We start from the raw sequence: 23733 nt of genomic DNA on the forward strand, positions 1-23733 counted from the left end.
GAGGAGGTCGTGGATTGCAAGGCCAAGGGATCGCGTAGCCTGGCGAAATGCTGACCGAGGTCACCGCCACCCGCTACATCACGCCCCTGCGTGAGGGCGGCTCGCTGCCGGGACTGGTCGAGGCCGACGACCTCGGCACCTACGTCCTCAAATTCACCGGTGCGGGCCAGGGGCGCAAGACCCTGGTCGCCGAGGTCGTCTGCGGGGAACTAGCCCGCCGGCTGGGGTTCCGGGTGCCGCGCCTGGTGACGGTCGAACTCGACCCGGTGCTGGGGCTGGGTGAGCCCGACGAGCAGGTTCAGGGACTCCTCAAGTCCAGCGGGGGCACCAATCTGGGCATGGAGTTCCTCTCCGGCGCGCTCGGCTTCGACCCGCTCGCCTTCGAGGTGAGCCCCGAAGAGGCCGGGCGGGTCGTCTGGTTCGACGCGCTGGTGAACAACGTCGACCGGTCCTGGCGCAACCCCAACCTGCTGCGCCGGCACGGCGAGCTCTGGCTGATCGACCACGGCGCCACCATGATCTGGCACCACAACTGGCCCGGCGTCGAAGCGTCCGCCGCCCGCCCCTACGACGCCTCCGACCACGCCTTGAAGACGTTCGCGCCGGATGTGGCCGCCGCGGCGGCGGACCTCGCGCCGCGCGTCACCGAGGACCTGCTCGGCGAGGTCACCGCACGGATTCCCGACGTGTGGCTGGTGGACGAGCCGGGGTTCGAGACCCCGGACGAACTCCGGCGGGCCTACGCACGGCCCCTGCTCGCCCGCGCGGCCACCGTCCACCAGCGCGTCCACGGTCTCGGGGAGAACGAGTGAGCGACCGGCACGTCTTCGAGTACGCGCTGCTGCGGGTCGTACCGCGCATCGAGCGCGGCGAGTGCGTCAACGCGGGAGTGCTCGTGTACTGCCGTCACGAGGCGTTCGTCGGGGTACGCACCCATCTCGACGCGTCCCGGCTGCTGGCCCTCGACCCGCACGTGGACCTGGCCGGCGTACGGGCCGCGCTGCGTGCCGTCGAGGGGGTGTGCGCCGGTGGGGAGGCGGCGGGCCAGGCCGCCGGGGACGACGCCGGGCGGCGCTTCCGCTGGCTGGTCGCGCCCCGCTCCACCGTCGTCCAGCCCGGGCCCGTGCACACCGGGCTCACCGCCGACCCGTCGGCCGAGGTGGAGCGGCTGCTCGACCTGCTCGTGCGCTGAACCGGCGACCTCCTTGTGGCGGGCGCCGGTCCGGGGGTCAGCGCCGGCGGCGCCTCACCACGTAGCCGGCCGCGGCGGCGGCACCCGCCGCGAACGCCAGGCCGATTCCGATGTCCCAGTCGCTGGGCCCGGTGCCCGACGAGCCACCCAGCCCGCCCTCCACACCCCGTGTGGGTGTGACCGAGGCGGGTGCGGTGAGGGCCGGAGGTGCCACCGCGGGGGCCGTGGGCGTCAGGGGGGTGGTGGGGGCCGCGACGGGAGTCGCGGTGGTGGGCACGGGCCGGGGAGAGCTGGTGGAGGAGGTGACGGGGTCGCCCCGGTGGGGAAGCGCCTCGCAGGCGATGTCGTCGTCCGGGCCCTGTTCCTCGTCGAGTCCGTTGGGATCGCTCCGGTCCAGGTTGAACAGGGCCTGTGCCTCCTCCTGGTAGGTGAAGTCCCGGCAGTTCAGATCCTGTGCGTGAGCGGTGGGGGCCGACGGCACGGTCGCGGCGAGCGCGATCAGTATGCCGAGAGCACCGGTGCGACGGCACATGGAGCGCCTCCTTTCCGGCCGGGAGCGGCTGCTCCGGCCGTGAGTGGCTCGCGCTTCGACGCTAGGGCCTGTCCGGCGGATCAACCCGCAGACGCGAGGGCCGGCCCGCTCGTCCGCGGTGTCGCCGTCACTCACCGGCGCCCCGCGCCGACGTCATCCTCCGCGGTGCGGCCGGACACGTCAGCCCCCGCTCACCTGCGCCGATGGGCGCCGCGGGTTTCCCGCTGCCTGATCCGCCGGACAGGCCCCCGGGGCGCCCCCCACCGGGGCGCGCAGCCGTAGGCCGTTCGGGTGGCGTGGACGTGGTCGCGGGGCCGGTCCGGGCGGGGCTTCGGGGCGGGGTCCCGGGGCGGGACGGCGCCGAGCGGGGCGTGGTCCGCACGGGGGCGGCGGTCCGGGGAATGGATCACACAGCAGGGTGTGCCGTTGACACCGGGTGCCAGGGCTTCTAGCGTCACGTCTGCTGAAGGTACTAAGCGGTTGCTCACTGACGGGGCAGGCCGCAGGAGCCGCATCCCAAGGGCGAGGAGAAGCAGCAATGTCCACCATTGAGCAGCAGCGGGTCGCGGTCGTCACCGGTGCCGCGCGCGGTATCGGCGCCGCCACCGCCGTACGGCTGGCGGCCGAGGGCCACGCGGTCGCCGTGATCGACCTCGACGAGGGCGCGTGCAAGGACACCGTCGAGAAGATCACCACCACCGGTGGCAAGGCTCTCGCGGTCGGCTGCGACGTCTCGGACGAGGCGCAGGTCGAGGCCGCCGTCGCGCGCATCGCCGAGGAACTCGGCGCGCCGACCATCCTGGTCAACAACGCGGGTGTGCTGCGCGACAACCTGCTGTTCAAGATGAGCGTCGCCGACTGGGACACCGTCATGAACGTGCACCTGCGCGGCGCCTTCCTGATGTCGAAGGCCTGCCAGAAGCACATGGTCGACGCCGGCTTCGGACGGATCGTCAACCTGTCCTCCTCCTCCGCGCTGGGCAACCGGGGCCAGGTCAACTACTCCGCCGCCAAGGCCGGTCTGCAGGGCTTCACCAAGACCCTGGCCAAGGAGCTCGGCAAGTTCGGCATCACCGCCAACGCCGTCGCCCCCGGCTTCATCGCCACCGAGATGACCAAGGCCACCGCCGACCGCGTCGGCATGGGCTTCGACGACTTCAAGGCCGCCGCCGCCACCCAGATCCCGGTCGCCCGCGTCGGCGAGCCGGAGGACATCGCCAACGCGATCGCCTTCTTCGCCGGCGAGGCCGCCGGATTCGTCTCCGGACAGGTGCTGTACGTGGCCGGCGGACCGCTCGACTAGGGAAGACGGGACATGACTTCAGTGGAACTCTCGGGCAAGGTCGCCCTGGTCACCGGCGCCAGCCGCGGCATCGGCCACGGCGTCGCCGAGGCGCTGGTCGCGCGCGGCGACCGCGTCTGCATCACCGGCCGCAACGAGGACGCCCTCAAGGAGGCCGTCGAGCAGCTGGGCGCCGACCGGGTCATCGGAGTGGCCGGCAAGGCGCACGACGAGGCGCACCAGGCCCTCGCCGTCGAGCGGACGATGGAGGCCTTCGGCCGGATCGACTACCTCGTCAACAACGCCGGCACCAACCCGGTGTTCGGGCCGATCGCCGACCTCGACCTGAACGTGGCGCGCAAGGTCTTCGAGACCAACGTGATCTCGGCGCTCGGTTTCGCCCAGCGCACCTGGCACGCCTGGCAGAAGGACCACGGCGGAGCGATCGTCAACATCGCCTCCGTCGCGGGCATCGCGCCCTCGCCCTTCATCGCCGCCTACGGCGTCAGCAAGGCGGCACTGATCAACCTGACCGCGCAGCTGGCCCACGAGTTCGCGCCCGGGGTACGGGTCAACGCGATCGCCCCGGCCGTGGTGAAGACCAAGTTCGCCCAGGCGCTGTACGAGGGCAGGGAGGAGGAGGCCGCCGCGTCCTACCCGCTGGGCCGGCTCGGCGTGCCCTCCGACATCGGCGGCGCCGCCGCGTTCCTCACCTCGGACCAGGCGGACTGGGTCACCGGCCAGACGCTGGTGGTCGACGGCGGCATCTTCCTGAACGCCGGCGTGAGCTGAGACCGCGCCGGCCGCGTCGCCGGAGTGATCCGCCGGGCGGCCCGGGGCCGGATCGACGAGGCTGAGCCATGAGGATCCCGGTACGGGCGTTCGTTGACGAAACGGCGTCCGTACCGGCGTTTTCGAAGACAAGTGGACCCATGACAACGTAGTCAACGCAGAGTGACAACATCATCTACAACGAGTTGATCTCAACAAGCGTACGAGGGAGGGCCACAGAGCGGAAGAGCGCGGTATCGTCTGCCGACTCTTGGGACGGCAGATCGAGGAGTGTGCGCGTGTTCAAGCGGAATCGATGCCTGCGAGGGGTGGCGGTCATCGCGTCCATCGCGTCGATATCGTCCTTGGCCGGATGCGGTGTACTGGCGTCCGACACTCCGGACGATCAAGGGCCGATCGTCATGGGGACCACCAGCTCGCCCAGAACGCTGGACCCGGCAGCCTCCTGGGACAACTCCTGGGAACTGTTCCGCAACGTCTACCAGACGCTGCTGAGCTATCCGGTCGGCGCGAGCACGCCCCAGCCGGACGCAGCCGAGAGCTGCGAATTCTCCGACGATTCCCACCAGGTGTTCCGCTGCGAACTGCGGAAGGGCCTGAAGTTCTCCGACGGCAGTGCCCTCGACGCCAAGGCGGTCAAGTACTCCATCGACCGGATCCGCAAGATCAACGTCAACGGCGGCCCGGCCGGCCTGCTGGGCAGCCTCGAACGGGTACAGGCGCCGAGCGACCGTGAAGTGGTCTTCCACCTCAACAAGCCCGACGCGACGTTCCCGTTCGTGCTCGCCACGCCGGCCATGTCGATCGTCGCCCCGGACGCCTACCCGGCCGACGCCCTGCGCGAGCAGTCCGGCATCGTCGGCTCGGGGCCGTACGCCCTCCAGTCGTACAAGGAGGGCGAGGAGGCCCGACTCGTCCGCAACGACCATTACGAGGGCTTCGCCGACCGCAAGAACAGCGCCGTGACGGTCCGTTATTTCCAGGACTCCGCCACCATGGTCAAGTCGCTGCGCGACGGGCAGATCGACCTGACCTACCGCGGTCTCGCCGCGGACGACATCGTCGAACTCCAGGGCCAGGCCTCCAAGAAGGAGGAGCTCCAGCTGGTGGAAGGCGCCGGGAACAGCATCAACTACCTGGTGTTCAACCCGAAGGACCCGTGGGCCGGCAAGAAGCCGGTGCGCCGGGCGATCGCCCAGATCATCGACCGCGCGGCGATCGCGCACATGATCTACAAGGACACCGTCGACCCGCTGTACTCGATGGTCCCCAAGGGGCTCACCGGCCACACCACCGGCTTCTTCGACGACTACGGCGATCCCAACGTCGACAAGGCCCGGAAGATACTCACCGAGGCGGGCATCAACGAGCCGGTGCCGCTCACCTTCTGGTACACCACGGACCGCTACGGCTCCGAGACCAAGCTGGAGTTCAAGGAGCTGGAGCGCCAGCTGGAGGCCTCCGGGCTGTTCGAGATCACCCTCAAGAGCCGGCCCTGGAAGACGTACGTCGCGGGCTACCAGAAGGGCGAGTACCCGGTGTTCGGGCGCGGCTGGTCCCCCGACTTCCCGGACGCCGACAACTTCATCGCCCCGTTCATCGGCAAGCAGAACGCGCTCGGCACGCCCTACGAGGCGAACGAGATCAACAATGTGCTGCTGCCGAGGTCCCGCCGGGAGAGCGACCGGGGCAACGTCGTGAAGGACTTCGAGGAGGCCCAGCAGATCCTCCTGGACGACGCCCGGCTGCTGCCCCTGTGGCAGGGCCGGCAGTACGTGGCGGCGAGCCGCGACATCGCGGGCGCCGAACGAGCGCTGGATCCGTCGACGATCATGATGGTGTGGCAGCTCTCCCGCAAGACCAGCTGGTAGGAACCGTCGGCGGCGGCCCTCGCGGGACTGGCCCAGGGGCGGCCCGGGGCCGGTCGGGAAGGCGGGTGTCAGTGGTCACCTGTAGGTTTCGAGGCCTGGAAGTGACCACGATCGTGAGGACGTTGACGTGACCGACATCGCCATGCTGCCCGAGTCCTGGCGCGGGGTTCTGGGTGACGAACTGCAGCAGCCCTATTTCGAGCAGCTGACCGAGTTCGTCGAGGAGGAGCGGGCGAAGGGTCCCGTCTACCCGCCCCGCGAGGAGGTCTTCGCGGCACTGGACGCGACGCCGTACGACAAGGTGAAGGTCCTGATCCTCGGTCAGGACCCCTACCACGGCGAAGGCCAGGGGCACGGTCTGTGTTTCTCGGTGCGGCCCGGGGTGCGGATCCCTCCGTCGCTGCGGAACATCTACAAGGAGATGCACGCCGAGCTGGGCACGCCCGTCCCGGACAACGGTTATCTGATGCCGTGGGCCGAGCAGGGCGTGCTGCTGCTCAACGCGGTGCTCACGGTGCGCGGCGGCGAAGCCAACTCGCACAAGGGGCGGGGCTGGGAGCGGTTCACCGACGCGGTCATCCGCGCGGTGGCCGACCGGCCCGATCCGGCGGTCTTCGTGCTGTGGGGCAACTACGCGCAGAAGAAGCTGCCGCTGATCGACGAGAGCCGGCATGCGGTGGTCAAGGGGGCGCATCCGTCGCCGCTGTCGGCGAAGAAGTTCTTCGGATCCCGTCCGTTCACGCAGATCAACGAGGCGGTGGCCGCGCAGGGCCACGAGCCGATCGACTGGACCGTCCCGAACCTGGGCTGACGTCCTTCGGGGCGCGAGGTGTCACGGGGCGTCGCGGAGCGGCTTGGGCTGGATCGTCCCTGCCTGCCGTAGCGTCGGCGGGGACAGCCGGCGAGCGGTGCGGAGGGCATGGTGGCGGAGCGGCAGGGACAGGCGACGCCGGACGAGGTGCTGACGCGGATCGGGCAGGGCGTGATGCTGCACCACGCGGGGGACCGGGTGGAGGCCCGGCACCGCTTCCTCGTTCTGTGGGCGGAGCTCGGCGAGCACGGCGACCCCCTGCACCGCTGCACACTGGCCCACTACCTGGCCGACACCCAGGATGACCCCGGGGACGAACTGGCCTGGGACCTCAGGGCGTTGGCGGCGGCGGACGAGGCCGCCGACGCCCGCCCGGCCGGGTATGAGGGCGCCCCCGCCCTGCGGGCCCTCTACCCGTCCCTGCACCTGAACCTCGCCGCCGACTACGCCCGTCTCGCCCGCCCCGACGCCGCCCGCACCCACCTCGGCCGGGCCCGCGGAGCAGCCCGTACCCTCGCCGCCGACCCCTACGGCGACAAGGTCCGGGCCGCCATCCGGAACATGGAACTCCTCCTGGGCGAGGCGGGTGCGGAGGGGGAGGAGGGGGAGACCGGGGGATGGGGGCCGCCGAGGCGGCGTCCCTAGGGCACCCGGCGGTCCGGAGTCCCGTCGGACGTAGGTGGCGGCGACGAGCAGGTCAACGCCCGTAGGCCTGCTCGCAGATGGCCGACTGCGGGCTGTCCGCCTGCCAGCGGCCGTACTTCCTGCCCAGCGCGCAGACATCCGCCTGCTCCCGCATGTCGCGGCGCACCTTCTCCGAGGCTCCGGAAGCGTGGGGGGCGGGCCTCTTGGGGGGCGGGGTCCTCCCGGTGGCCGGGCGGGCGGGGGCGGTCCGCCGGTCGCGGGCCTCGGACGGCGCGGTCCGCTCCGGTGCGGGTGTGGGCGCGGATGCGGCGGGGGTGGCGCGGTGCGCGGGGGACGCGGGCGGCTCCGTCGGCCGGGACGGAGCGATCATCTCCAGAGCCTCACGGGCCGGCGCCTGCACGACCTGTGTCCGTGCCCTGCCGTCCAGGTGCGGCACCGTCGGGTGGGGCACGCCCGCCGGCGGGCCGGCCGCAGGGGGACGCTGGACCGTCACACAGCCCGCGAGAGCCGTGACCGCCACGGTCATCAGAAGCGTTGCAGTGGTCGTCTTTCGATGCACTCGCGTCACTTTGCTGGCTTTGGCCGTCCGGGGGACGGTGGACTGGCGGAGGATCCCCCGCACGAGTGATCTCCGTCCCCTTTCGGGGGTCGCGGGCGTGCCGGGGGTGACGTCAGTCACCGGTGGCGCCGTCGAGACGCTCGCGGATCAGATCGGCGTGGCCGTTGTGGCGGGCGTACTCCTCGATCATGTGGATGTGGATCCAGCGCAGGTTGAACTGCTTGCCGCTGTGGTGCCTGCCCTTGGCCAGGTCGTCCAGTGAGACGTCGGCCGCGTTGCGCCGGGCGATGTCGATCTCGGTCTGCCAGGTGGTGTGAGCCTCCTGCCAGGTGTCCGCCTCGGTGGGGTGGAAATCGCCGTCCGGGTCGGCCTCGCTGTAGTAGATCGGGCCGGGATCGTCCGCCGCGAGCACCTTGCGGTACCAGTGGCGCTCCACCTCCGCCATGTGCCGCACCAGCCCCATCAGGGACAGCCCGGACGGCGGCGCCGAGGCGGTGCGCAGCTGCTCGTCGGTCAGGCCCTCGCACTTGAGGGCGAGGGTCTGGCGGTGGTATTCGAGCCAGTCCTCCAGCATGGGGCGTTCGTCGGCGGTGGTGGCGGGGTCACGGCGCTCGGTTGTCATGGCCGCATCCTTTCCGGCGGGGGGCGGCCCGCGCCACACGTTTTTCAGACGGCGAGCATCCCGTGCAGCAGTTCCCGCAGGTCCGCCCGTACCTCCTCCAGGGACGGCACGCGAGCGCCGAAAGACCCGGCCACGCAGGAGAACATCAGCCCGTCGGCCCAGGCGATCAGCGACAGCGCGTGCCGGTCGGGGGAGGTGGAGCCGAGCCCGACGACCAGGGCGGTGAGCTGGTCGCGGAACCGGGCGCCGGCCGCGTCGAAGTGGGCTCGCAGCTCGGGGCGGCGGGTCGCTTCCAGGGCCAGTTCGTAGCGGGCGAGGATCAGTTCGCGATGACGCGTCAGGGCGCGGTGGGTGGCCAGCGCCATCGCGTCCAGCAGCGAGTCGGTCCCGGCCCGCGGGTCCGGCATCTCGTGCAGTGCGAGGACGCGTGCCTCCCGCTCGGCGAGCCGCCGTACCGCCAGCTCCAGCAGCGCCTGCCGGGTGCGCGCCACGTTCGAGGTGGAGCCCTGGGGGAGCCCGGCCGCCTGGTCGACCGCACGGTGGGTGAGGCCGCGCATCCCGCGCTCGGCGAGCAGGGCGAGGGCGGCGTCGGCGACGAGGTCGGCGCGGGAGGGGCCTGCGGTGCGTACGGACATGAACGTCAAACTACCCGCAGCACTACAGTCGTAGTACAGTCGGCCCATGAGGCGACTACAGCTGTAGTCGCCCGGGTCTCGAAGCCGGCAGGCCGACAGACCGGGGAGCAGCGGAACCGAGGAGGAGCCGTGGCGCAGGTACTGGAGAAAGCCGTAGTGATCGGTGGTGGGATCGGCGGCCTGACCGCGGCGGCCGCCCTGCACCGGCGCGGGGTGAAGGTGACGGTGCTGGAGCGGGCCGGCTCCCTCGAGCCGGCCGGCGCGGCCATCTCCCTCGCCCCCAACGCGCTGCGCGGGCTGGACGTCATCGGCCTCGGCGACGGCGTCCGGGCGCTGGCCGCCTGGCAGGGCGACGGGGGACTGCGCGCACCCGGCGGGCGCTGGCTCTCCCGGTCCAGCGCGGCGGCCGCCACCGAGCGCTTCGGCGGCCCCCTCGTCCTGCTCCACCGTGCCACCCTCATCGACCGGCTGGCCGGGCTGCTCCCCCCGGACGCCGTCCGCACGGCCACCGCCGCGCACCTCATCGATCCGGGAGACCCCGGTGCCCCCGCCCGGCCCGCCCGCGTGAGCACTCCCGACGGCGAGTTGGAGGCCGACCTGGTGGTGGCCGCCGACGGCGTCCACTCCGCCGTACGCCACCTGCTCTTCCCGGATCATCCCGGGGCCGTGTACGCCGGCTTCACCACCTGGCGGACGGTGATCCCGCTGCCCGGTGTGCGGTTCGCCTCCCACGAGACCTGGGGCCGGGGCCGCCTGTGGGGCACCCATCCGCTCAAGGAGGGCCGCGTCTACGCGTACGCCGCCGCCCTGGCCCCCGCCGGGCAGCACGCCCCCGACGACGAGCGCGCCGAACTGCTGCGCCGCTACGGCGACTGGCACGACCCGATCCCCGCCGTCCTGGCCGCCGTCCGTCCCGAGGACGTGCTGCGGCACGACGTCCATCACATCAGCGAACCGCTGCCCGCCTACCACCACGGCCGGGTCGCCCTGGTCGGCGACGCCGCGCACGCCATGCCCCCCACCCTCGGCCAGGGCGGCAACCAGGCCGTCGAGGACGCGGTCACCCTCGCCCACCACATGGGCGACCTGCCCGCCTACACCGCCGCCCGGCTGCCCCGCACCACCGCCATCGCCCGCCGGGCGGTGCGGGCGGCCCGCCTGAGCATGATGACCCACCGCGCCGGGACCGTCGTACGCGACACCGCGATCGCCGCGCTGTCGAAGGCCGGACCGGCGCTGCTCCTGCGGAGCTTCGACGACATCGCCGCCTGGCGGCCCCCGGCGGGGGACGCCGTATCCTTTCCGGCGCCCTTCCCCGCAGGCGAGGACAGAGCCCGCGCCGCGGACGACAACCGAGACCGAGACCGAGACTGAGACCGGGGCCGGAACCCGGACCCCGGACCGGACCCGCGACGGACAACCGCTGGAGGAGAACACCCCGTGAAGGTCGGCTGCATCGGACTCGGCGACATCGCACAGAAGGCGTACCTCCCGGTGCTCGCCACCCGGCCCGGCGTGGAGCTGCACCTGCAGACCCGCACACCCGCGACACTCACCCGGGTCGCCGACGGCCTCCACCTGCCGCGCGGACAGCGGCACGCCGACCTCGACGCCCTGCTCGCCCAGGATCTCGACGCCGCCTTCGTGCACGCCCCGACCCAGGCCCACCCGGAGATCGTGACCCGGCTGCTCGAGGCGGGTGTACCGACCTACGTCGACAAGCCGCTCGCCTACGAACTCGCCGACTCCACGCGGCTGGTGGCCCTCGCCGAGGAGCGGGGCACCAGCCTCGCCGTCGGTTTCAACCGGCGTTTCGCCCCGGGCTACGCGCAGTGCGCCGACCACCCGCGTGAGCTGATCCTGCTGCAGAAGAACCGGGTCGGGCTGCCGGAGGAGCCGCGCACGATGATCCTCGACGACTTCATCCACGTCGTCGACACCCTGCGCTTCCTGGTTCCCGGGCCGGTCGACGACATGACCGTGCGGGCCCGCACCGAGGACGGACTGCTGCACCACGTGGTGCTCCAGCTCGCCGGGGACGGATTCACCGCGCTCGGCGTGATGAACCGGCTCAGCGGCTCGGCCGAGGAGATCCTCGAGGTCTCCGGCCAGGACAGCAAGCGGCAGGTGGTCAACCTCGCCGAGGTGATCGACCACAAGGGCCAGCCGACCGTCCGGCGGCGCGGGGACTGGGTGCCGGTGGCCCGGCAGCGCGGCATCGAACAGGCGGTGCTCGCCTTCCTCGACGCGGTGGGCGAGGGCAGGACGCTCAGTGCCCGGGACGCGCTGGCGACCCATGAGCTGTGCGAGCGTGTGGTGCGTGCGGTGCGGGAGCGGGCCGCCGCCTGAGCCGCAGGGCCCGTGTGCCCTCGGCCGCACCCCAGAGGGCCAGCACCAGCAGCGCCGCCTGCGGCGGCCAGTCGCCGAAGCGGACGTAGGGCGTGGTGCCGTGGGCGAGCGGGACGTCGTACACCTGCGCCGCGCTCACGTCCGTGCCGAGCCGCGGGCCCACGCGCTCGCCGTCCGGGCCGTAGACGGCGGACACGCCGGTCAGCGTCGCGTGCACCATGGAGCGGCCGGTCTCGGCGGCGCGCAGCGCGGCGAGCGAGGCGTGCTGCCAGGGTGCCCAGCTCTGCTGGAAGGTCGACGTCGACGACTGGGCGAGCAGGACGTCGGCGCCGTCCCCGGCCAGATGCCGGCTCATGTCCGGGAACGCGGACTCGAAGCAGATCATGGGGCCGATCCGCAGCCCGTTCCCCGCGTCCATCAGCACCTGCTCCGCACCGCGCCTGCGGTCCTCGCCCGCCGCCTTGCCGACGGAGGTGGCCCAGCCCAGCAGGGAACGGGCCGGGATGTACTCCCCGAACGGAACCAACCGCATCTTGTCGTACCGGTCACCGGTGAGTCCGTCCGGGCCGACCAGCACCGAACTCTTGTAGATGCCGGGCTGGTCGGAGCGCCGCGCGTCCACGTTGACCAGGAGCTCGGCGCCCGTCGCGCGCGACAGCGCGGCAAGGCGCCGCGCCAGGTCGGGCCGGGCACCGAGGTCGAAACCGACGCTGCTCTCACCCCAGACGACCAGGTCGACGTTCCGGCCGGCGAGCTCCCGGGTGAGCCGCTCCTCGAGGTCGAAGCGCCGGTCCGGGCTGTCCGGCCCGGAGACGACGCCCGGCTGGACGACCGCGATCCTGGCCCGGCCGTCGGTGCCCGGGGAGGGTGTCCCCACCCATGCGGCGGAGGTGACCACGCCCGTGGCGACCAGAGCGGCCACGGCCGCCACCCGGGCCCGCCGCACCACGAGGAGCACGGCCACGGCCACGTTCAGCACCACCAGCAGAAAACTGAGCAGCCATACCCCGCCCACCGACGCCAGCCGCAGCGCCGCGCCCACCTGCCACTGGCTCGCACCGAGCACGCCCCAGGGGCCGCCCAGCGCCTGCCAGGAACGCACCAGTTCGATGGCCAGCCAGCCCGAGGGCAGCACGACCAGCGCGGCCCCGACCCTCCCTGGGGACGGCGCCCCGCCCAGCAGCCGTCGCACCAGCCACCCCCAGGGCGCCCACAGCGCGCCGAGCAGGGCCGCGAGGACGAACGTGAACACATGCAGGTTCGGCAGCAGCCAGTGGTGCATCGCGAACATGAAACCGAACCCGCCCCACCAGCCGTCGTACGCGGCACGGCGGCCCGTGGGCGCGGAACGCGCCAGCAGGATCCAGGGCACCAGCGCGACGTAGGCGAACCACCACAGGGACGGGGCGGGGAAGGCGAGGACGGGCAGGGCTCCCGCGCCCGCGGCGACGGCCGAGCGCCGCCATGGGGAGACCAGCCAGTGGCCGGACGACTTCAACGGCGCCTCCCTGTCCCGCGTATGCCTTCAGTGTGCGCCTCGGGCAAGATCCGGGACAGGGCGCGTCGGGCCCAGTGGACCACAGGCGCCGCCGGCCGGCCGGATGGACGCCGCCGGGCCCGTGTCCGGGCCGAGACCCGCCCGGAGCCAAGGGGGGTGCGCGGATGTCCGCATCCCCACGAGGAATTCCCGCGGGTCTGGGAGTCTGGTGATCTTCGGTTCGGGCTCCAGTCCGGGAGGACTTCATGAAACGTCTCGTCACCGTGGTCACCGGTGGTAGCCGGGGGATCGGGGCCGCGACCTGTCTGCGGCTCGCGGGGGAGGGGCACGACGTGGTGGTGGGGTATGTGCGGGACGCCTCGGCCGCACAGAGCGTGGCCGACGGGGTGCGGGCGGCCGGTGCGCGGGCCGTCACCGTACGGGGGGACACCGCCGACGAGGAGGACGTCGACCGCCTCTTCGGCGTGGCGGAGCGGGAACTGGGGCCGGTCACGGGGCTGGTGAACAACGCCGCGGTGACCGGGCCGCTGGGGCGGTTCACCGACGTCGACACCGCGACGATACGCCGCGTCGTCGACGTCAACCTCATGGGGACGCTGCTGTGTTCACGCCGCGCCGCACAGCTGATGACCCCCCGGGGCGAGGGGACGATCGTGAACATCTCGTCGGGGGCCGCCACCCTCGGCAGCCCCGGCGAGTACGTCCACTACGCGGCGACCAAGGCCGCCGTCGACGCCCTCACGGTCGGACTGGCGAAGGAACTCGGTCCGGTCGGCATCCGCGTCAACGCGGTCGCTCCGGGTGCGATCGACACGGACATGCACGCCGCCATGGGCGCCCCGGACCGGGCGTGGGAGGTGGCCGCCACGGTCCCGCTGCGCCGCCCGGGGCGGGCCGAGGAGATCGCCGCGGCGGTCGCCTGGCTGATGTCGCCGGACGCCTCGTACACGACGGGGGCGGTGCTGCGGGTGGCGGGCGGACGCTGAGACGCGCGTTCCGACGCGCGAACAGGGGGCCGCGGTACGAGGGCCGGTGGCGGCGGGGCGGGGGCTCAGGCCGCCTTGACGACCTCGCCCCGGATCGCCGCCGCCCACTCGACCACCAGGAGCTCGTACTCCGCGCGCTCATGCGCCGACAGGGATCCGCCCGCGCGCAGCCACAGTGCTCGGATGCGCTCGTTGACCTCAGCGGCGGACCGCACGGAACCAGGGGTCACGGATTCGGGGGACATGCCGACCAGCCTAGGGCCACGCGCTGACAGCGCGCTACCGGACGGCTACCCGTCCCGTATGGGTTCGGTCACGTCCCCCCATGAGGGTCCTCAGCCCGACGACTCCGCCGCGTGCGGGCTCAGCACACCCATGCTGACCAGGACGATGATGACGATGCCGAGTGCGATGCGGTACCAGACGAACGGCATGAAGCTCTTGGTGGAGATGAACTTCATGAACCACGCGATCACCGCGTACCCGACCGCGAAGGCGACGACCGTCGCGAAGATCGTGGGGCCCCAGGTGACGTGACCGCCGTCGGTGGCGTCCTTGAGTTCGTAGAGTCCGGAGGCGAGCACCGCGGGAATCGCGAGCAGGAAGGAGTAGCGGGCCGCGGCCTCACGCCGGTACCCCATGAACAGGCCGCCGCTGATGGTGGCGCCGGAGCGGGAGACACCCGGGATGAGCGCCAGGGCCTGACAGAATCCGTAGATCAGGCCGTCCTTGACGGTCAGGTCCTGGAGTTCCTTGCCCTGCTTGGGCGTGCGGTGCCGGCCGCCGCTCTCGTCGCGCGCCGCCAGCCGGTCGGCGACACCGAGGACGATGCCCATGACGATCAGCATGGTCGCGGTGAGCCGCAGGTCGCGGAACGGCCCCTCGATCTGGTCCTTCAGCGTCAGGCCGAGCACACCGATCGGGATCGAGCCGACGATGACCAGCCAGCCCATGCGCGCGTCGTGGTCCCGGCGCATCTCCTTGTCGGTGAGCGAGCGGGTCCAGGCCGACAGGATCCGCCCGATGTCCTTGCGGAAGTAGATGAGCACGGCTGCTTCCGTACCGATCTGGGTGATCGCGGTGAAGGCCGCGCCCGGGTCCTCCCAGCCGGAGAAGGCCGCGGTCAGCCGCAGATGCGCGCTGGAGGAGATGGGCAGGAACTCGGTCAGCCCCTGGACGAGTCCGAGGATGAGAGATTCAAACCAAGACATGAGGCAGCGGTGTCCAAGTGCCGATCGCGGAAAAAGCGGAAAAAGGTGACGGGCACGCCGAAGCACGGTGTGCGGTGATCAGGCGCGCCGGGGTCGAAGCGTAGCGCCCCAAGATGAACGAACGATGCCAGGTGTCGCACGGGCTTTCGGCCCCTGAAGCCGACGCGGTGCTGCGGGAACGACCACGGCGGGGTGGCGGTGGATCCCACCCGGAGTGCCCGAGGCGTCAACGGCGGCGCAGCCCGCGCCGCTTGCGCCACGCGATCACCGCGCCCAGCAGGCCCGGCACGGTGATGCAGGCCAGGGCGATCAGGAAGGCGGGGGAGGTCGGTGCCGATGCGCGGGCGCCGGCGACGGCGTAGGCAGCGGTGTTCGGGATCGAGCCGAGCCCCGTCGCCAGCAGGAACGGCAGCAGGCCCATCCGGGAGACGGCGGCGCAGTAGTTCGACGCGGCGAACGGCACCCCCGGGAAGAGCCGTGCCGCCAGCATCGAGCGGAAGCCGTGCCGGCTCAGCTGCTGGTCGGCCGCCTTCAGCCAGCGCCCCCGCAGGAGCGGACGCAGTGCGTCCTGGCCGAGTGCCCGGCCGAGGCAGAAGGCCAGCCCGGCGCCGAGCACCGTGCCGGACAGGGCGGCACCGAGCCCCAACTGGCTGCCGAACAGCGCACCCGCGGCGAGGTTCAGCAGCGGGCGCGGCACGAACGCCACCGTGCACACCCCGTAGGCCGCCGCGTACACCGTGATCGCCGCGGCTCCGCCGAGCTGCGACGGCCAGCCGTCGGTCAGCAGCTTCTGCGGTTCCAGGAGCAGCATCGCCGAAGCCGCGGAGGCGAGCAGCACGAGCAGCAGGGACAGCCGTGACCAGGGCGACAGCAGGGCTCTGGCGCAGCGGGCGGGCAGACCCGTGGCGGGCCCGGGCGGGAGCACGGGCGCCGGGGCCGGGGCGGCCGTGGGGACGGAGACGGCGGCAGCGGCGAGTTCCGTGGCGACGGCCCGGGGAGAGGCCGTCGCGGTGCCCCCAGAGCGGTCGGTGGCATCGAGCATCCGGTGACATTAACCGACGCATGTGTCCGGTCGCCGTAGTGTGCGTCTCATGGGCGCCACGGGGGCCGCAACACCCGGGGTGCCGGGGAGCGGAATCGCCGACACCGGGCCGGAGGGCCTGCCCCGGCCCGACCGCGCCGCCGTGCGCGCCACCGTTCCTCCGGGTTCCTGCCCGTCGCCCGGCACCTCCTGCCCGCCGTCCCGTGGCGGGACACCGGCGCGTGACCGCCCGGCTCCCCGTGACCTCGTGGAAAACCATTCGACGCGGGGCGGGCCGTCGGCAATGATCGACGCCATGTTCCGGTACGCCTTCCACCTCGCAGCATCCGCGGTCGCGGATGCCCCGAAGGCCGCCGTTCCCGCTTTCCCCGCCGCTGTCGACGGCGCCCGAAGCTGAACCTCCCCGGATCGTCCGGCGGACCCCCCAGGGGGAGGGTCGGCCAGGTTCCCGGGGTCCCCGTCCCGCCGCGCGCCGATCCGCCGCGCGGCCGGGACCGCTCACGCATCACCTTCGAGAGGCTTCGAGGTACCGCCATGTCCAAGACGGCGTACGTCCGCACCAAACCGCATGTCAACGGACCCGGGACCGAAGTCCCGGGCTTGCAGAACGGGCGCCACTGGCTGTGGTGCTGCGTCCGCGTCCAGCCCCGTCCCGCGGGCGCGGGAGCGGGGCGGGGGCCGTTGACGGGACCCCGCGTCGCCACAACTCCCACGCCCGGGCGCGGATGTTGCGGGAGCCGTTCCGGTCCGCGTGATCAACGAATCCGCAGGACCGGCATACGAACCGGGCCTGGGAGACCCGGTTCGCCTGGTCGAGGTGCCCGCACTCGGCGCAGGTACGGGAGGTGTACGCCGGATCGACATACACCACCGGCACCCCCGCCCGGCGGGCCTTGTACGCGATGAACTGCCCCAGCTGGGCGAAGGCCCAGCTGGAGTGGGTGGCCCGTTGGGGCCTGCGAAGCCGTACCCTCTGCCGGATGCCCGTCAGGTCCTCCAGGGCGATTCCGCGCGAGGTGCGTTCTGCCTCGGCCACCACATGTTTCGCGATCTTGTGATTGATGTCCCGGGCCCGCCGGGCCTCCTTGCCGCGGCGCTTCTTCAGCCGCCGCCGGGCGGACGGGGTGTTCTTTCGCTGCAGCTTGGTCCGCAGTGTGCGTTCCCGCACCCGGATCCGGTTGAGTCCGTGCCCGGCCATGATCTCGCCGTCCGAGGGTGGCGATGTTGACGATGCCCAGGTCGATGCCGAGGAAGTCCACCGGCTCCGTGTTCAGCGGCGCCTCGGGCACCTCACAGGTGGCGTTCAAAAACCACCTGCCGTCCCGGCAGACGAGATCGGACTCGCCCCTGCGGTAGAGGGCCAGGGTGGCCAGCTGCTCCGGTGAGGCGGTAAACGCCACGTCCTTCACCCGCCCGGCCACCGTCCAGATCGAGACCCGGCGCCGGTCGGTCTGCCAGGACAGCATCCGGTCGTCGAAGGGCTGGGCGCCCGTCGGCCGGAAAGCGATCGGCTTCTGCGTGGCCCGCCGGTACCGGTGCGAGCCCGGTCGGCCCAGATTCCCGGCCTTCAGGTTCGCCCGCAGCGTGGCATAGGCGTCGCAGGCCTTCTTGATCGTGTGCTGGGCGGCCTGGGCGCCTAGGTTCCACCGCGACCTGACCTGCCCGTAGGTGAGCCTGCGCAGGGCGAAGTTCTTGAACTCCCCGCTGTCGAAGGCGACCTCGCTGACCCACGTGGCGGCCTCGTTGCAGGCCCGCAGGGTCGCCTCCAGCGCCGCCGCCTGCACCGGCGTCGGCACCAGTCTGACCTGCACCACCAGCTTCACGATCACCGAACCTACCCACCCGTACGACCGGCCACCGCACATTCACCCGTCATCACCCGGCCGAGTGAACCCACACCGGCACAGCAGTATGGCCCCACCGGAGACGACGCCCGGCCGCTCCGCGGCCGGGTCCGCACGAGCGATACCGCGGCGCTCCGCGCCGCGACCACGAGGATGCGATTCCCCCCGGGGCTGAAGCCCTGGGGTTCCTCGCAAGAATCTGCTGAAGCGGCGCCGGGTGTCCGTCCCATCCCGCGCGCGGGATGGGACGGACACCCGGCCGGTGCCACGGCGGCACAATGGGGGCTGTGAACGAGCCGATACCCGTGACCCGTGCCGTCGGTCACGGCACCGCGAAGCTGATGCCCGACGTCGACCGTGAGCGGGCCTGGCTGCTGACGGTCGACGGGGCGCCGCAGTCGTACGTCGACCTGGACGATCCGGCTCATCTGGAGTTCGAGTACGTCCGGCGGCTCGGGCACGTCCTGGACACCCTCGCCGAGCCGGGGCACCCGCTGGACGCGATCCACCTCGGTGGCGGCGGGCTCACCCTGCCCCGCTACCTGGCCGCGACCCGCCCCGGCTCCCGGCAGGACGTCGTCGAGTTCGACGGGGAACTGCTGGACCTGGTCGCCGAGCAACTGCCGCTGCCCGAGGGGGCGGACGTCACGCCGCACGCGGCGGACGCCCGCGCCTGGCTGGAGGCCGCCCCCGACGCCTCGGCGGACGTCCTCGTCGCCGACGTCTTCGGCGGTTCACGGGTCCCGGCGCACCTGACCTCCGTCGCCTACGCCCGTGAGGCGGCGCGCGTCCTGCGGGCCGGCGGCGTCTACCTCGGCAACCTCGCCGACGCGGCCCCGTTCGCCTTCCTGCGCTCCCAACTGGCCACGCTCGGCACGGTCTTCGAGGAGCTGGTGCTGATCGCCGAGCCGGGGGTGCTGCGCGGGCGCCGCTTCGGCAACGCCGTACTGGCCGCCGCGCACCGTCCCCTCGACATCGCCGCCCTGGCCCGGCGCACCGCCGCCGACGTCTTCCCCGCACGCGTCGAGCACGGCGCGGCCCTGCGGGACTTCACCGGCGGGGCGCGGCCGGTGCGGGACGAGGACGCCGTACCGTCACCCGAGCCCCCCGACGGGGCGTTCGGCATCGGCTGACTCGGTGCCCCGGACCGTCCCGGCGACGGGCACGGTCCGGCGGCGCAGGGTGCGCACGTCCGGTACACACAGCACCGCCGCCGTGACCACGACGACCAGTGCGGCGCAGCCCCACAGCGCCTCCGTGCGGCCGAACACCGACTGGACGGGGCCCGCCAGCGCCATCGCGGCCGGCACCAGCGCCACCGAGCCGAACCAGTCGTAGGCCGAGACCCGGGAGAGCTTCTCCTCCGGTATCTCCTGGTGCAGGGCCGTCATCCAGGAGACGCCGAACACCTCCACACTCACGCCGGTCACGAACATCACCGCGCACAGCACCGCCACCGGTACCGGCACGGCGAGCGCGGCGGACGGCAGGGCCAGCGGGAACACACAGAGGGTGCCGACGAACAGCAGGCGGCGCGGTTTCCAGCGGGTCATCACCAGCGCGCCCACCACCGTGCCCCCGCCGAAGAAGGCCAGGGCCAGGCCCCACGGCGCGGCACCGCCCAGATGGTCCCGGGCGACGAGCGGACCGTAGACCGCGTCGGCGGCACCGACGACCGCGTTGGCGATGGAGAACTGGATGACGATGCTCCACAGCCAGGGTCGGCCGGAGAACTCCCGCCATCCGTCCCGGAGGTCGGCGAGCAGACCGCCGCCCGGCGCGCGCGGCGGGATGTGCCTCACGTCGAGGAAGGCCCGCAGCGCCGCCGCGACGGCGAAGGCGGCCGCGTCCGCCGCGAGCACCCAGCCCGGTCCCATCGCGGCGATCATGAGGCCGCCCAGGGCGACGCCGCCGAGCGTCGAACCCTGCATCGCCATCCGGAACACCGCGAACGCCCGGCCGGCCTGTTCGCCCTCGACCGAGGAGAGCAGCATGCCCTCGGCGGCGGGGCCGAAGAACGCCTGGCCGACTCCGCCCAGGCCGCTGAGCAGCATCATCTGCCACAGCTGGGCCTCCCCGGCCAGGACGAGGGCCGCGAACGCGGCCTGCGAGAGGCAGTTCAGGACATTGGCCGCGACCATCACATGGTGGCGCGGCAGCCGGTCCGCGACGGCACCGCCGATCAGCAGGAACAGCACCAGCGGCAGGGTGCGGGCGGCGGCCACCAGGCCCACCTCGCCGGCGTCCCCGCCCGCGGCCAGCACCGCGAACGCGGAGGCGATCAACGCACCGTGACTGCCCAGGCTCGTCACCACCGCGGACGCGGTCAGCAGCGTGTAGTTGCGGCCCGCCCAGGCGGGACGGCGACGGGAATCGATGGTCGGCACACCGTGACTATCGCCGGGGGGCGGCCGACTTGCCAAATGTGCCGAGGGCCGCTCCGCGTTCGTTTCCCGCCGCCCGCCGTTCGTTTCCCGCCGCCCGCTACGGCCCGGTCACGACTCGGTCGGTGCTTCCTCGGTGAGCCGCACCGTGCTGAGGATTTTCTGCACGGTGGCCTCCGGGATCTCGTCCTTGACGCCCTTGGCGCCGTACAGGTTCCAGGTGACGAAGTCCCCGGCGCCGTTCTTGAACGCGAAGGTGATCGCCTTGCCCTCGCTGTCGCACTTGCCGTTCTGCGGCGTGCCCTCCGAGTACGCGGTGACGACGCTGCCCTCGAGACCCGAGGCGGTCGTGTACGCCTTCGGCTTCCCGGCCTTCACGCTCTTCTTGTCGGGCTGCGTGTAACCGCCGAAGATCCACCACGGCACACGGGTCTCCGCCGCCATGTCAGTGTTCTTGGCGCCGTTCTCACCACGGGTTCCGGCGGTGACGAGGGAGGTCTTCTCCTCGCGGCCGTCCTTGTCGTCGTCGCTCGTGCACCACTTGGACTTCAGGTAGGCCGGGGCGGTGACGGTGGTGCGGCCCGTCTCACCGTCCTTCTCCTCCCATTCGAAGCCCACACTGGTGCCGGGGGTCTCGATCTCCCAGTCGGCCGGGACGTCGAACTTGGTGCCGAAACGGGTGTTCGTGACGACCTGCCAGCCCGGAACGGTCGCCTTCTCCGCCTCACCGCCCCGCGGGTTGTCCTCGGAGCCGGATGCGGATTCGGATGAGGATGTGCTCGGCTCCGCGGACGGGTCCGCGGACGCGCTCACGGGCGGCTTCTCGTCCTTCTTGCCGGCCGTGTCGTGCTTGTCGCCGTTGTCGCCGCCCAGCACCAGGAAACCGGTGACACCGGCGGCCACGACGACAGCCGTCGCCGCCACGACGGCCACCAGCTTCGTCCGGTTCCCGCCGCCCCCGCCCTGCGGCGGCTGGGGCATGCCCACGGTGGTCGGCGTCCCCCACTGCTGGTGCTGCTGCGCGTAGGGGTTGGGCTGCTGGGCACCGGGCTGCTGATACGGATTCGGCTGCTGGTATCCCGGCTGCTGATACGGATTGTCCGACTGCGGGTTCTGCTCGCCCCCGGGCGGCTGGTTTCCTGGCCACATGGTCAGCCACCCTAGTCCTGCCAGTGACACGATCAGGTCACTGCCTTTTGACGGGGACGTAGCAATCAGGGGGTGAGTGCCGCGGCGGCGGGCCGCCGGTCCGGGGCGTCGGAGGGCGGCTCCGGATCCTGGCCAACATGTTCTACCCATGAGTAACATGCGGCCATGAGCCAAGACCAGATGACCATCGGCGAGATGCTCGCCGCCACGGTGCCCATGGCCCGGACCCTCAACCTCGAGTTCCTGGAGACCACTTCGGAGCGGGCCGTGGTGTCCCTGCCGGACCAGGGCGACTACCACAACCACGTGGGCGGCCCGCACGCCGGCGCCATGTTCACCCTCGGTGAGTCGGCGAGCGGCGCCATCGTGCTCGCCGCCTTCGGGGACCAGCTCGCGCGAGCCGTACCCCTGGCGGTCCGCGCCGAGATCGCCTACAAGAAGCTGGCGATGGGCCCGGTCACCGCCACCGCGACCCTCGGCCGCCCGGCCGCCGAGGTCGTGGCGGAACTGGACGGGGGCCGGCGTCCCGAGTTCCCGGTGACGGTCGCCATCCGGCGCGAGGACGGTGCCGTGACCGGGGAGATGACGGTCGTCTGGACGCTCCGTCCCAACGGCTGACCGAGGGGGCGGGCCGACGGCGGGCGGCGGTGGAGGGTTCGGTTCAGACTCCGCTGCCCGCCCCGTAAGGGCCGTACAGGTCCAGCAGCCGGACCCGGGCGGCGTGCAGCCGGTGGGAGACCACGCTGCCCACCCACTGGGAGAGGTCCCGCCCGAGGGCCGGCTCCTCCTTGCTCAGCGCGTGGACCGCCCCGGCGTCGAACTCGTAGGCCCGCACCGGAGTGACCGCCTCGGCGCCCAGATGCCAGACGTGCGGGCTGTACAGCCAGGACCAGCCGACGAGTTCGTTGTGGCCGAGACGTTCGATGACGGCGGCCCGGCGGCCGGGCACGTGCATGTCGAGCTCGATGGTGCCGGTACGGATCACCCAGAACCGGTCCGCGTGGCCACCCTCCTCGAACAGCCGGGCCCCTTGCGGAAAGGACACCTCCCGAGCGTTCTGCAGGAGTTTCACCCGGTGTTCGGCGGGCAGAGCGCGCGGCATGCTGGGGGACGGGGGAGCGAACATCGCGGACCTCCCATACGGGGTGCGGGAACTGCCGTGGTGGTCTAAGCCTCCTGCGGAAACCCGTCCGTGGCCATGGGCCGTACGGCCCTGATGCGTCACGTCCGCCCCGTGCCGGGCTGGTCCCGCACGCCGTACGGGACCCGGTGGTCCGGGCGCTCCCTCCCCCGCGGGAGCAGGACCTTCGGCACCCGCGGGGGACCCGCGGTCCCTGTCGTCAGGCTATTCTCCGGCCCGACGCTGTGGATGATCCCACCGACAACAGGAGGCGCACGTCATGTCCCGCACCATCACGGTCGGTTTCGACGGTTCGGCCGAGAGCCGGGCCGCGGCCGAATGGGCGGCCCGCGAGGCGAAGCTCCGTGGTCTGCCGCTGCGGCTGCTCGAGGTCCGCGAGCCCCTTCCGGATCCTGTGTCCCAGGCCCTGTCCCTCGGCGGGGAGAACTCCTCCGCCGACGGCGGGGACCGTGCGCGCAGTGAGGCCGCCGAGGGGCTGCGGCTGCGCCACCCCGGCATCGAGGTCACCGCGGAGCAGGCCACCGGCCGGCCCTACGAGGTGCTCGTCAAGGCGGCCGAGGAGGCCGAACTGCTCGTACTGGGCTCCCGGGGGATGGGAGCCTTCGCCGGGTTCCTGGTCGGCTCCGTCGGCCTCGCCGTCGTGGCCCGTGCCGAGCGGCCCGTCGTCCTGGTCCGCGCCGGGGAGCAGGCCACCGACGAACACGAGCCGGACCCCGCGGGCATCCCGTCCGCCGCGAGCCGCTACCGGCCCGTCCTCCTCGGCGTGGACACGGACCGGCCCGACGAGGCGGTGATCCGGTTCGCGTTCGCCGAGGCGGCCCGGCGGGGCACCGGCCTGCGCGTCGTGCACGGCTGGAACCTGCCGCCGTACTACGTCCACGGGCTGCCGGCCGACCCGGAGACGTACCAGAAGGTCAGCGCGGAGCAGGCCGCGACGCTGACGAAGATCCTCGTCCCCTGGCGGGCGGAGTTCGGGGACGTCGAGGTGACGGAGGAGTCCTTCGGCGGCAGCCCCTCCATCCGGCTGATCGAGGCGTCCCGGGAGTCCTCGCTCGTCGTGGTCGGACGCCGCGTCCGACGGAACCCGTTCGGCATCCGCGTCGGACCCATCGCCCACGCCGTGCTGCACCACTCCGCGGCACCCGTCGCCGTCGTCGCGCACGACTGATCCGGCGCAGGCGGGACCGG

At 72.3% G+C, this 23733-nt stretch carries 24 protein-coding genes and 1 pseudogene; 13 read left to right on the plus strand and 12 right to left on the minus strand.

The features are described from left to right. Positions 1-47: 47 nt before the first annotated feature. Both PYS65_RS30570 and PYS65_RS30575 read left to right on the plus strand, forming a co-directional pair. A complete protein-coding gene (locus PYS65_RS30570; RefSeq protein WP_279337164.1) occupies positions 48-812 on the plus strand; it encodes a HipA family kinase in 765 nt (254 codons plus the stop codon). Then, positions 809-1192 carry a DUF3037 domain-containing protein gene (locus tag PYS65_RS30575; protein WP_279337165.1) on the plus strand — a complete coding sequence of 128 codons (384 nt, stop codon included), beginning with the start codon at positions 809-811 and terminating at the stop codon, positions 1190-1192. Before PYS65_RS30570 ends, PYS65_RS30575 begins: the two co-directional genes overlap by 4 nt. Positions 1193-1229: 37 nt before the next feature. On the opposite strand, the gene PYS65_RS30580 is transcribed toward PYS65_RS30575, so the two are convergent. Beyond that, on the minus strand, positions 1230-1724 hold the full coding sequence (locus tag PYS65_RS30580; RefSeq protein ID WP_279337166.1) for an excalibur calcium-binding protein: 495 nt from the start codon (positions 1722-1724) through the stop codon (positions 1230-1232). 538 nt (positions 1725-2262) lie between these two features. On the opposite strand from PYS65_RS30580, the gene fabG reads away from it, so the two are divergent. The 5 genes from fabG (at position 2263) to PYS65_RS30605 (ending at position 7125) form a co-directional block, all read left to right on the plus strand. After that, entirely contained in the window at positions 2263-3027 is a 765-nt protein-coding gene (gene fabG, locus PYS65_RS30585) for a 3-oxoacyl-ACP reductase FabG (RefSeq protein WP_279337167.1), read from the plus strand. 12 nt (positions 3028-3039) lie between these two features. Next, positions 3040-3798 carry an SDR family oxidoreductase gene (locus PYS65_RS30590; protein ID WP_279337168.1) on the plus strand — a complete coding sequence of 253 codons (759 nt, stop codon included), beginning with the start codon at positions 3040-3042 and terminating at the stop codon, positions 3796-3798. A gap of 278 nt (positions 3799-4076) precedes the next feature. Continuing rightward, positions 4077-5669: an ABC transporter substrate-binding protein gene (locus PYS65_RS30595; RefSeq protein WP_279337169.1), complete on the plus strand. Its 1593-nt coding sequence runs from the start codon at positions 4077-4079 to the stop codon at positions 5667-5669. Between the two features lie 127 nt (positions 5670-5796). Continuing rightward, complete coding sequence (ung, locus tag PYS65_RS30600) at positions 5797-6480, plus strand: uracil-DNA glycosylase (RefSeq protein WP_279337170.1); 684 nt, start codon at positions 5797-5799, stop codon at positions 6478-6480. Between the two features lie 108 nt (positions 6481-6588). Next, entirely contained in the window at positions 6589-7125 is a 537-nt protein-coding gene (locus PYS65_RS30605) for a hypothetical protein (RefSeq protein WP_279337171.1), read from the plus strand. Positions 7126-7177: 52 nt separating this feature from the next. Here PYS65_RS30605 and PYS65_RS30610 read toward each other — a convergent pair whose 3' ends face one another. The 3 genes from PYS65_RS30610 to PYS65_RS30620 form a co-directional block, all read right to left on the minus strand. Next, on the minus strand, positions 7178-7651 hold the full coding sequence (locus PYS65_RS30610) for a hypothetical protein (RefSeq protein ID WP_279337172.1): 474 nt from the start codon (positions 7649-7651) through the stop codon (positions 7178-7180). A 145-nt stretch (positions 7652-7796) separates the two neighbouring features. Next, on the minus strand, positions 7797-8306 hold the full coding sequence (locus tag PYS65_RS30615; protein WP_279337173.1) for a DinB family protein: 510 nt from the start codon (positions 8304-8306) through the stop codon (positions 7797-7799). Positions 8307-8350: 44 nt separating this feature from the next. Beyond that, complete coding sequence (locus PYS65_RS30620) at positions 8351-8941, minus strand: TetR/AcrR family transcriptional regulator (protein WP_279337174.1); 591 nt, start codon at positions 8939-8941, stop codon at positions 8351-8353. A 129-nt stretch (positions 8942-9070) separates the two neighbouring features. On the opposite strand from PYS65_RS30620, the gene PYS65_RS30625 reads away from it, so the two are divergent. Next, positions 9071-10315, plus strand: coding sequence for an FAD-dependent monooxygenase (locus PYS65_RS30625; protein WP_279337175.1), 1245 nt, complete (start codon positions 9071-9073; stop codon positions 10313-10315). 66 nt (positions 10316-10381) lie between these two features. Next, entirely contained in the window at positions 10382-11290 is a 909-nt protein-coding gene (locus PYS65_RS30630; protein WP_279337176.1) for a Gfo/Idh/MocA family protein, read from the plus strand. On the opposite strand, the gene lnt is transcribed toward PYS65_RS30630, so the two are convergent. Then, positions 11211-12788: an apolipoprotein N-acyltransferase gene (lnt, locus tag PYS65_RS30635; protein ID WP_279337177.1), complete on the minus strand. Its 1578-nt coding sequence runs from the start codon at positions 12786-12788 to the stop codon at positions 11211-11213. The genes PYS65_RS30630 and lnt overlap by 80 nt on opposite strands. A 245-nt stretch (positions 12789-13033) precedes the next feature. Between lnt and PYS65_RS30640 the strand changes: the two genes are divergently transcribed. Then, complete coding sequence (locus PYS65_RS30640; protein WP_279337178.1) at positions 13034-13774, plus strand: SDR family NAD(P)-dependent oxidoreductase; 741 nt, start codon at positions 13034-13036, stop codon at positions 13772-13774. Between the two features lie 65 nt (positions 13775-13839). On the opposite strand, the gene PYS65_RS30645 is transcribed toward PYS65_RS30640, so the two are convergent. The 4 genes and pseudogenes from PYS65_RS30645 to PYS65_RS30660 all read right to left on the minus strand — a co-directional run bounded on the left by PYS65_RS30645 (position 13840) and on the right by PYS65_RS30660 (position 17850). Beyond that, a complete protein-coding gene (locus PYS65_RS30645; protein ID WP_279337179.1) occupies positions 13840-14019 on the minus strand; it encodes a hypothetical protein in 180 nt (59 codons plus the stop codon). 90 nt (positions 14020-14109) lie between these two features. Further along, positions 14110-14985 (minus strand): undecaprenyl-diphosphate phosphatase, encoded by an 876-nt coding sequence (locus tag PYS65_RS30650; RefSeq protein WP_279337180.1) that lies wholly within the window; start codon positions 14983-14985, stop codon positions 14110-14112. A 226-nt stretch (positions 14986-15211) separates the two neighbouring features. Next, positions 15212-16027, minus strand: coding sequence for a TVP38/TMEM64 family protein (locus PYS65_RS30655; protein ID WP_279337181.1), 816 nt, complete (start codon positions 16025-16027; stop codon positions 15212-15214). 571 nt (positions 16028-16598) lie between these two features. After that, a pseudogene (locus tag PYS65_RS30660) lies at positions 16599-17850 on the minus strand (RNA-guided endonuclease InsQ/TnpB family protein). Positions 17851-18158: 308 nt separating this feature from the next. Here PYS65_RS30660 and PYS65_RS30665 point away from each other — a divergent pair. Further along, positions 18159-19004 (plus strand): spermidine synthase, encoded by an 846-nt coding sequence (locus tag PYS65_RS30665; protein WP_279337182.1) that lies wholly within the window; start codon positions 18159-18161, stop codon positions 19002-19004. Here the strand turns inward: PYS65_RS30665 and PYS65_RS30670 are convergent. Next, positions 18966-20258 carry an MFS transporter gene (locus tag PYS65_RS30670; RefSeq protein WP_279337183.1) on the minus strand — a complete coding sequence of 431 codons (1293 nt, stop codon included), beginning with the start codon at positions 20256-20258 and terminating at the stop codon, positions 18966-18968. The two genes, PYS65_RS30665 and PYS65_RS30670, sit on opposite strands and share 39 nt — an antisense overlap. Before the next feature lie 108 nt (positions 20259-20366). Continuing rightward, positions 20367-21404, minus strand: coding sequence for a DUF8017 domain-containing protein (locus PYS65_RS30675; RefSeq protein ID WP_279337184.1), 1038 nt, complete (start codon positions 21402-21404; stop codon positions 20367-20369). Between the two features lie 180 nt (positions 21405-21584). Here PYS65_RS30675 and PYS65_RS30680 point away from each other — a divergent pair, with 180 nt between their 5' ends. Continuing rightward, positions 21585-22022, plus strand: coding sequence for a DUF4442 domain-containing protein (locus tag PYS65_RS30680; RefSeq protein ID WP_279338129.1), 438 nt, complete (start codon positions 21585-21587; stop codon positions 22020-22022). Between the two features lie 43 nt (positions 22023-22065). On the opposite strand, the gene PYS65_RS30685 is transcribed toward PYS65_RS30680, so the two are convergent. Further along, complete coding sequence (locus tag PYS65_RS30685) at positions 22066-22530, minus strand: cyclic nucleotide-binding domain-containing protein (RefSeq protein ID WP_279337185.1); 465 nt, start codon at positions 22528-22530, stop codon at positions 22066-22068. 274 nt (positions 22531-22804) lie between these two features. On the opposite strand from PYS65_RS30685, the gene PYS65_RS30690 reads away from it, so the two are divergent. Then, the gene (locus tag PYS65_RS30690; RefSeq protein ID WP_279337186.1) at positions 22805-23713 is read left to right on the plus strand and encodes a universal stress protein; all 909 of its coding nucleotides are present in this window, start codon (positions 22805-22807) and stop codon (positions 23711-23713) included. Positions 23714-23733: the final 20 nt, after the last annotated feature.

Origin of the sequence: Streptomyces cathayae, from assembly GCF_029760955.1 — a bacterium.
GTDB classification, from domain to species: Bacteria; Actinomycetota; Actinomycetes; order Streptomycetales; family Streptomycetaceae; genus Streptomyces; species Streptomyces cathayae.

Excerpts from the sequence above, each read along its gene's own strand:
- PYS65_RS30580 (WP_279337166.1), bottom strand. The coding sequence starts at position 1,724 with ATGTGCCGTCGCACCGGTGCTCTCGGCATACTGATCGCGCTCGCCGCG.
- PYS65_RS30680 (WP_279338129.1), top strand. The coding sequence starts at position 21,585 with ATGACCATCGGCGAGATGCTCGCCGCCACGGTGCCCATGGCCCGGACC.
- PYS65_RS30650 (WP_279337180.1), bottom strand. The coding sequence starts at position 14,985 with ATGTCTTGGTTTGAATCTCTCATCCTCGGACTCGTCCAGGGGCTGACC.
- PYS65_RS30655 (WP_279337181.1), bottom strand. The coding sequence starts at position 16,027 with ATGCTCGATGCCACCGACCGCTCTGGGGGCACCGCGACGGCCTCTCCC.
- PYS65_RS30640 (WP_279337178.1), top strand. The coding sequence starts at position 13,034 with ATGAAACGTCTCGTCACCGTGGTCACCGGTGGTAGCCGGGGGATCGGG.
- PYS65_RS30620 (WP_279337174.1), bottom strand. The coding sequence starts at position 8,941 with ATGTCCGTACGCACCGCAGGCCCCTCCCGCGCCGACCTCGTCGCCGAC.
- PYS65_RS30605 (WP_279337171.1), top strand. The coding sequence starts at position 6,589 with ATGGTGGCGGAGCGGCAGGGACAGGCGACGCCGGACGAGGTGCTGACG.
- PYS65_RS30690 (WP_279337186.1), top strand. The coding sequence starts at position 22,805 with ATGTCCCGCACCATCACGGTCGGTTTCGACGGTTCGGCCGAGAGCCGG.
- PYS65_RS30570 (WP_279337164.1), top strand. The coding sequence starts at position 48 with ATGCTGACCGAGGTCACCGCCACCCGCTACATCACGCCCCTGCGTGAG.
- PYS65_RS30645 (WP_279337179.1), bottom strand. The coding sequence starts at position 14,019 with ATGTCCCCCGAATCCGTGACCCCTGGTTCCGTGCGGTCCGCCGCTGAG.
- PYS65_RS30615 (WP_279337173.1), bottom strand. The coding sequence starts at position 8,306 with ATGACAACCGAGCGCCGTGACCCCGCCACCACCGCCGACGAACGCCCC.
- fabG (WP_279337167.1), top strand. The coding sequence starts at position 2,263 with ATGTCCACCATTGAGCAGCAGCGGGTCGCGGTCGTCACCGGTGCCGCG.
- PYS65_RS30610 (WP_279337172.1), bottom strand. The coding sequence starts at position 7,651 with ATGACCGTGGCGGTCACGGCTCTCGCGGGCTGTGTGACGGTCCAGCGT.
- PYS65_RS30675 (WP_279337184.1), bottom strand. The coding sequence starts at position 21,404 with ATGTGGCCAGGAAACCAGCCGCCCGGGGGCGAGCAGAACCCGCAGTCG.
- PYS65_RS30685 (WP_279337185.1), bottom strand. The coding sequence starts at position 22,530 with ATGTTCGCTCCCCCGTCCCCCAGCATGCCGCGCGCTCTGCCCGCCGAA.
- PYS65_RS30590 (WP_279337168.1), top strand. The coding sequence starts at position 3,040 with ATGACTTCAGTGGAACTCTCGGGCAAGGTCGCCCTGGTCACCGGCGCC.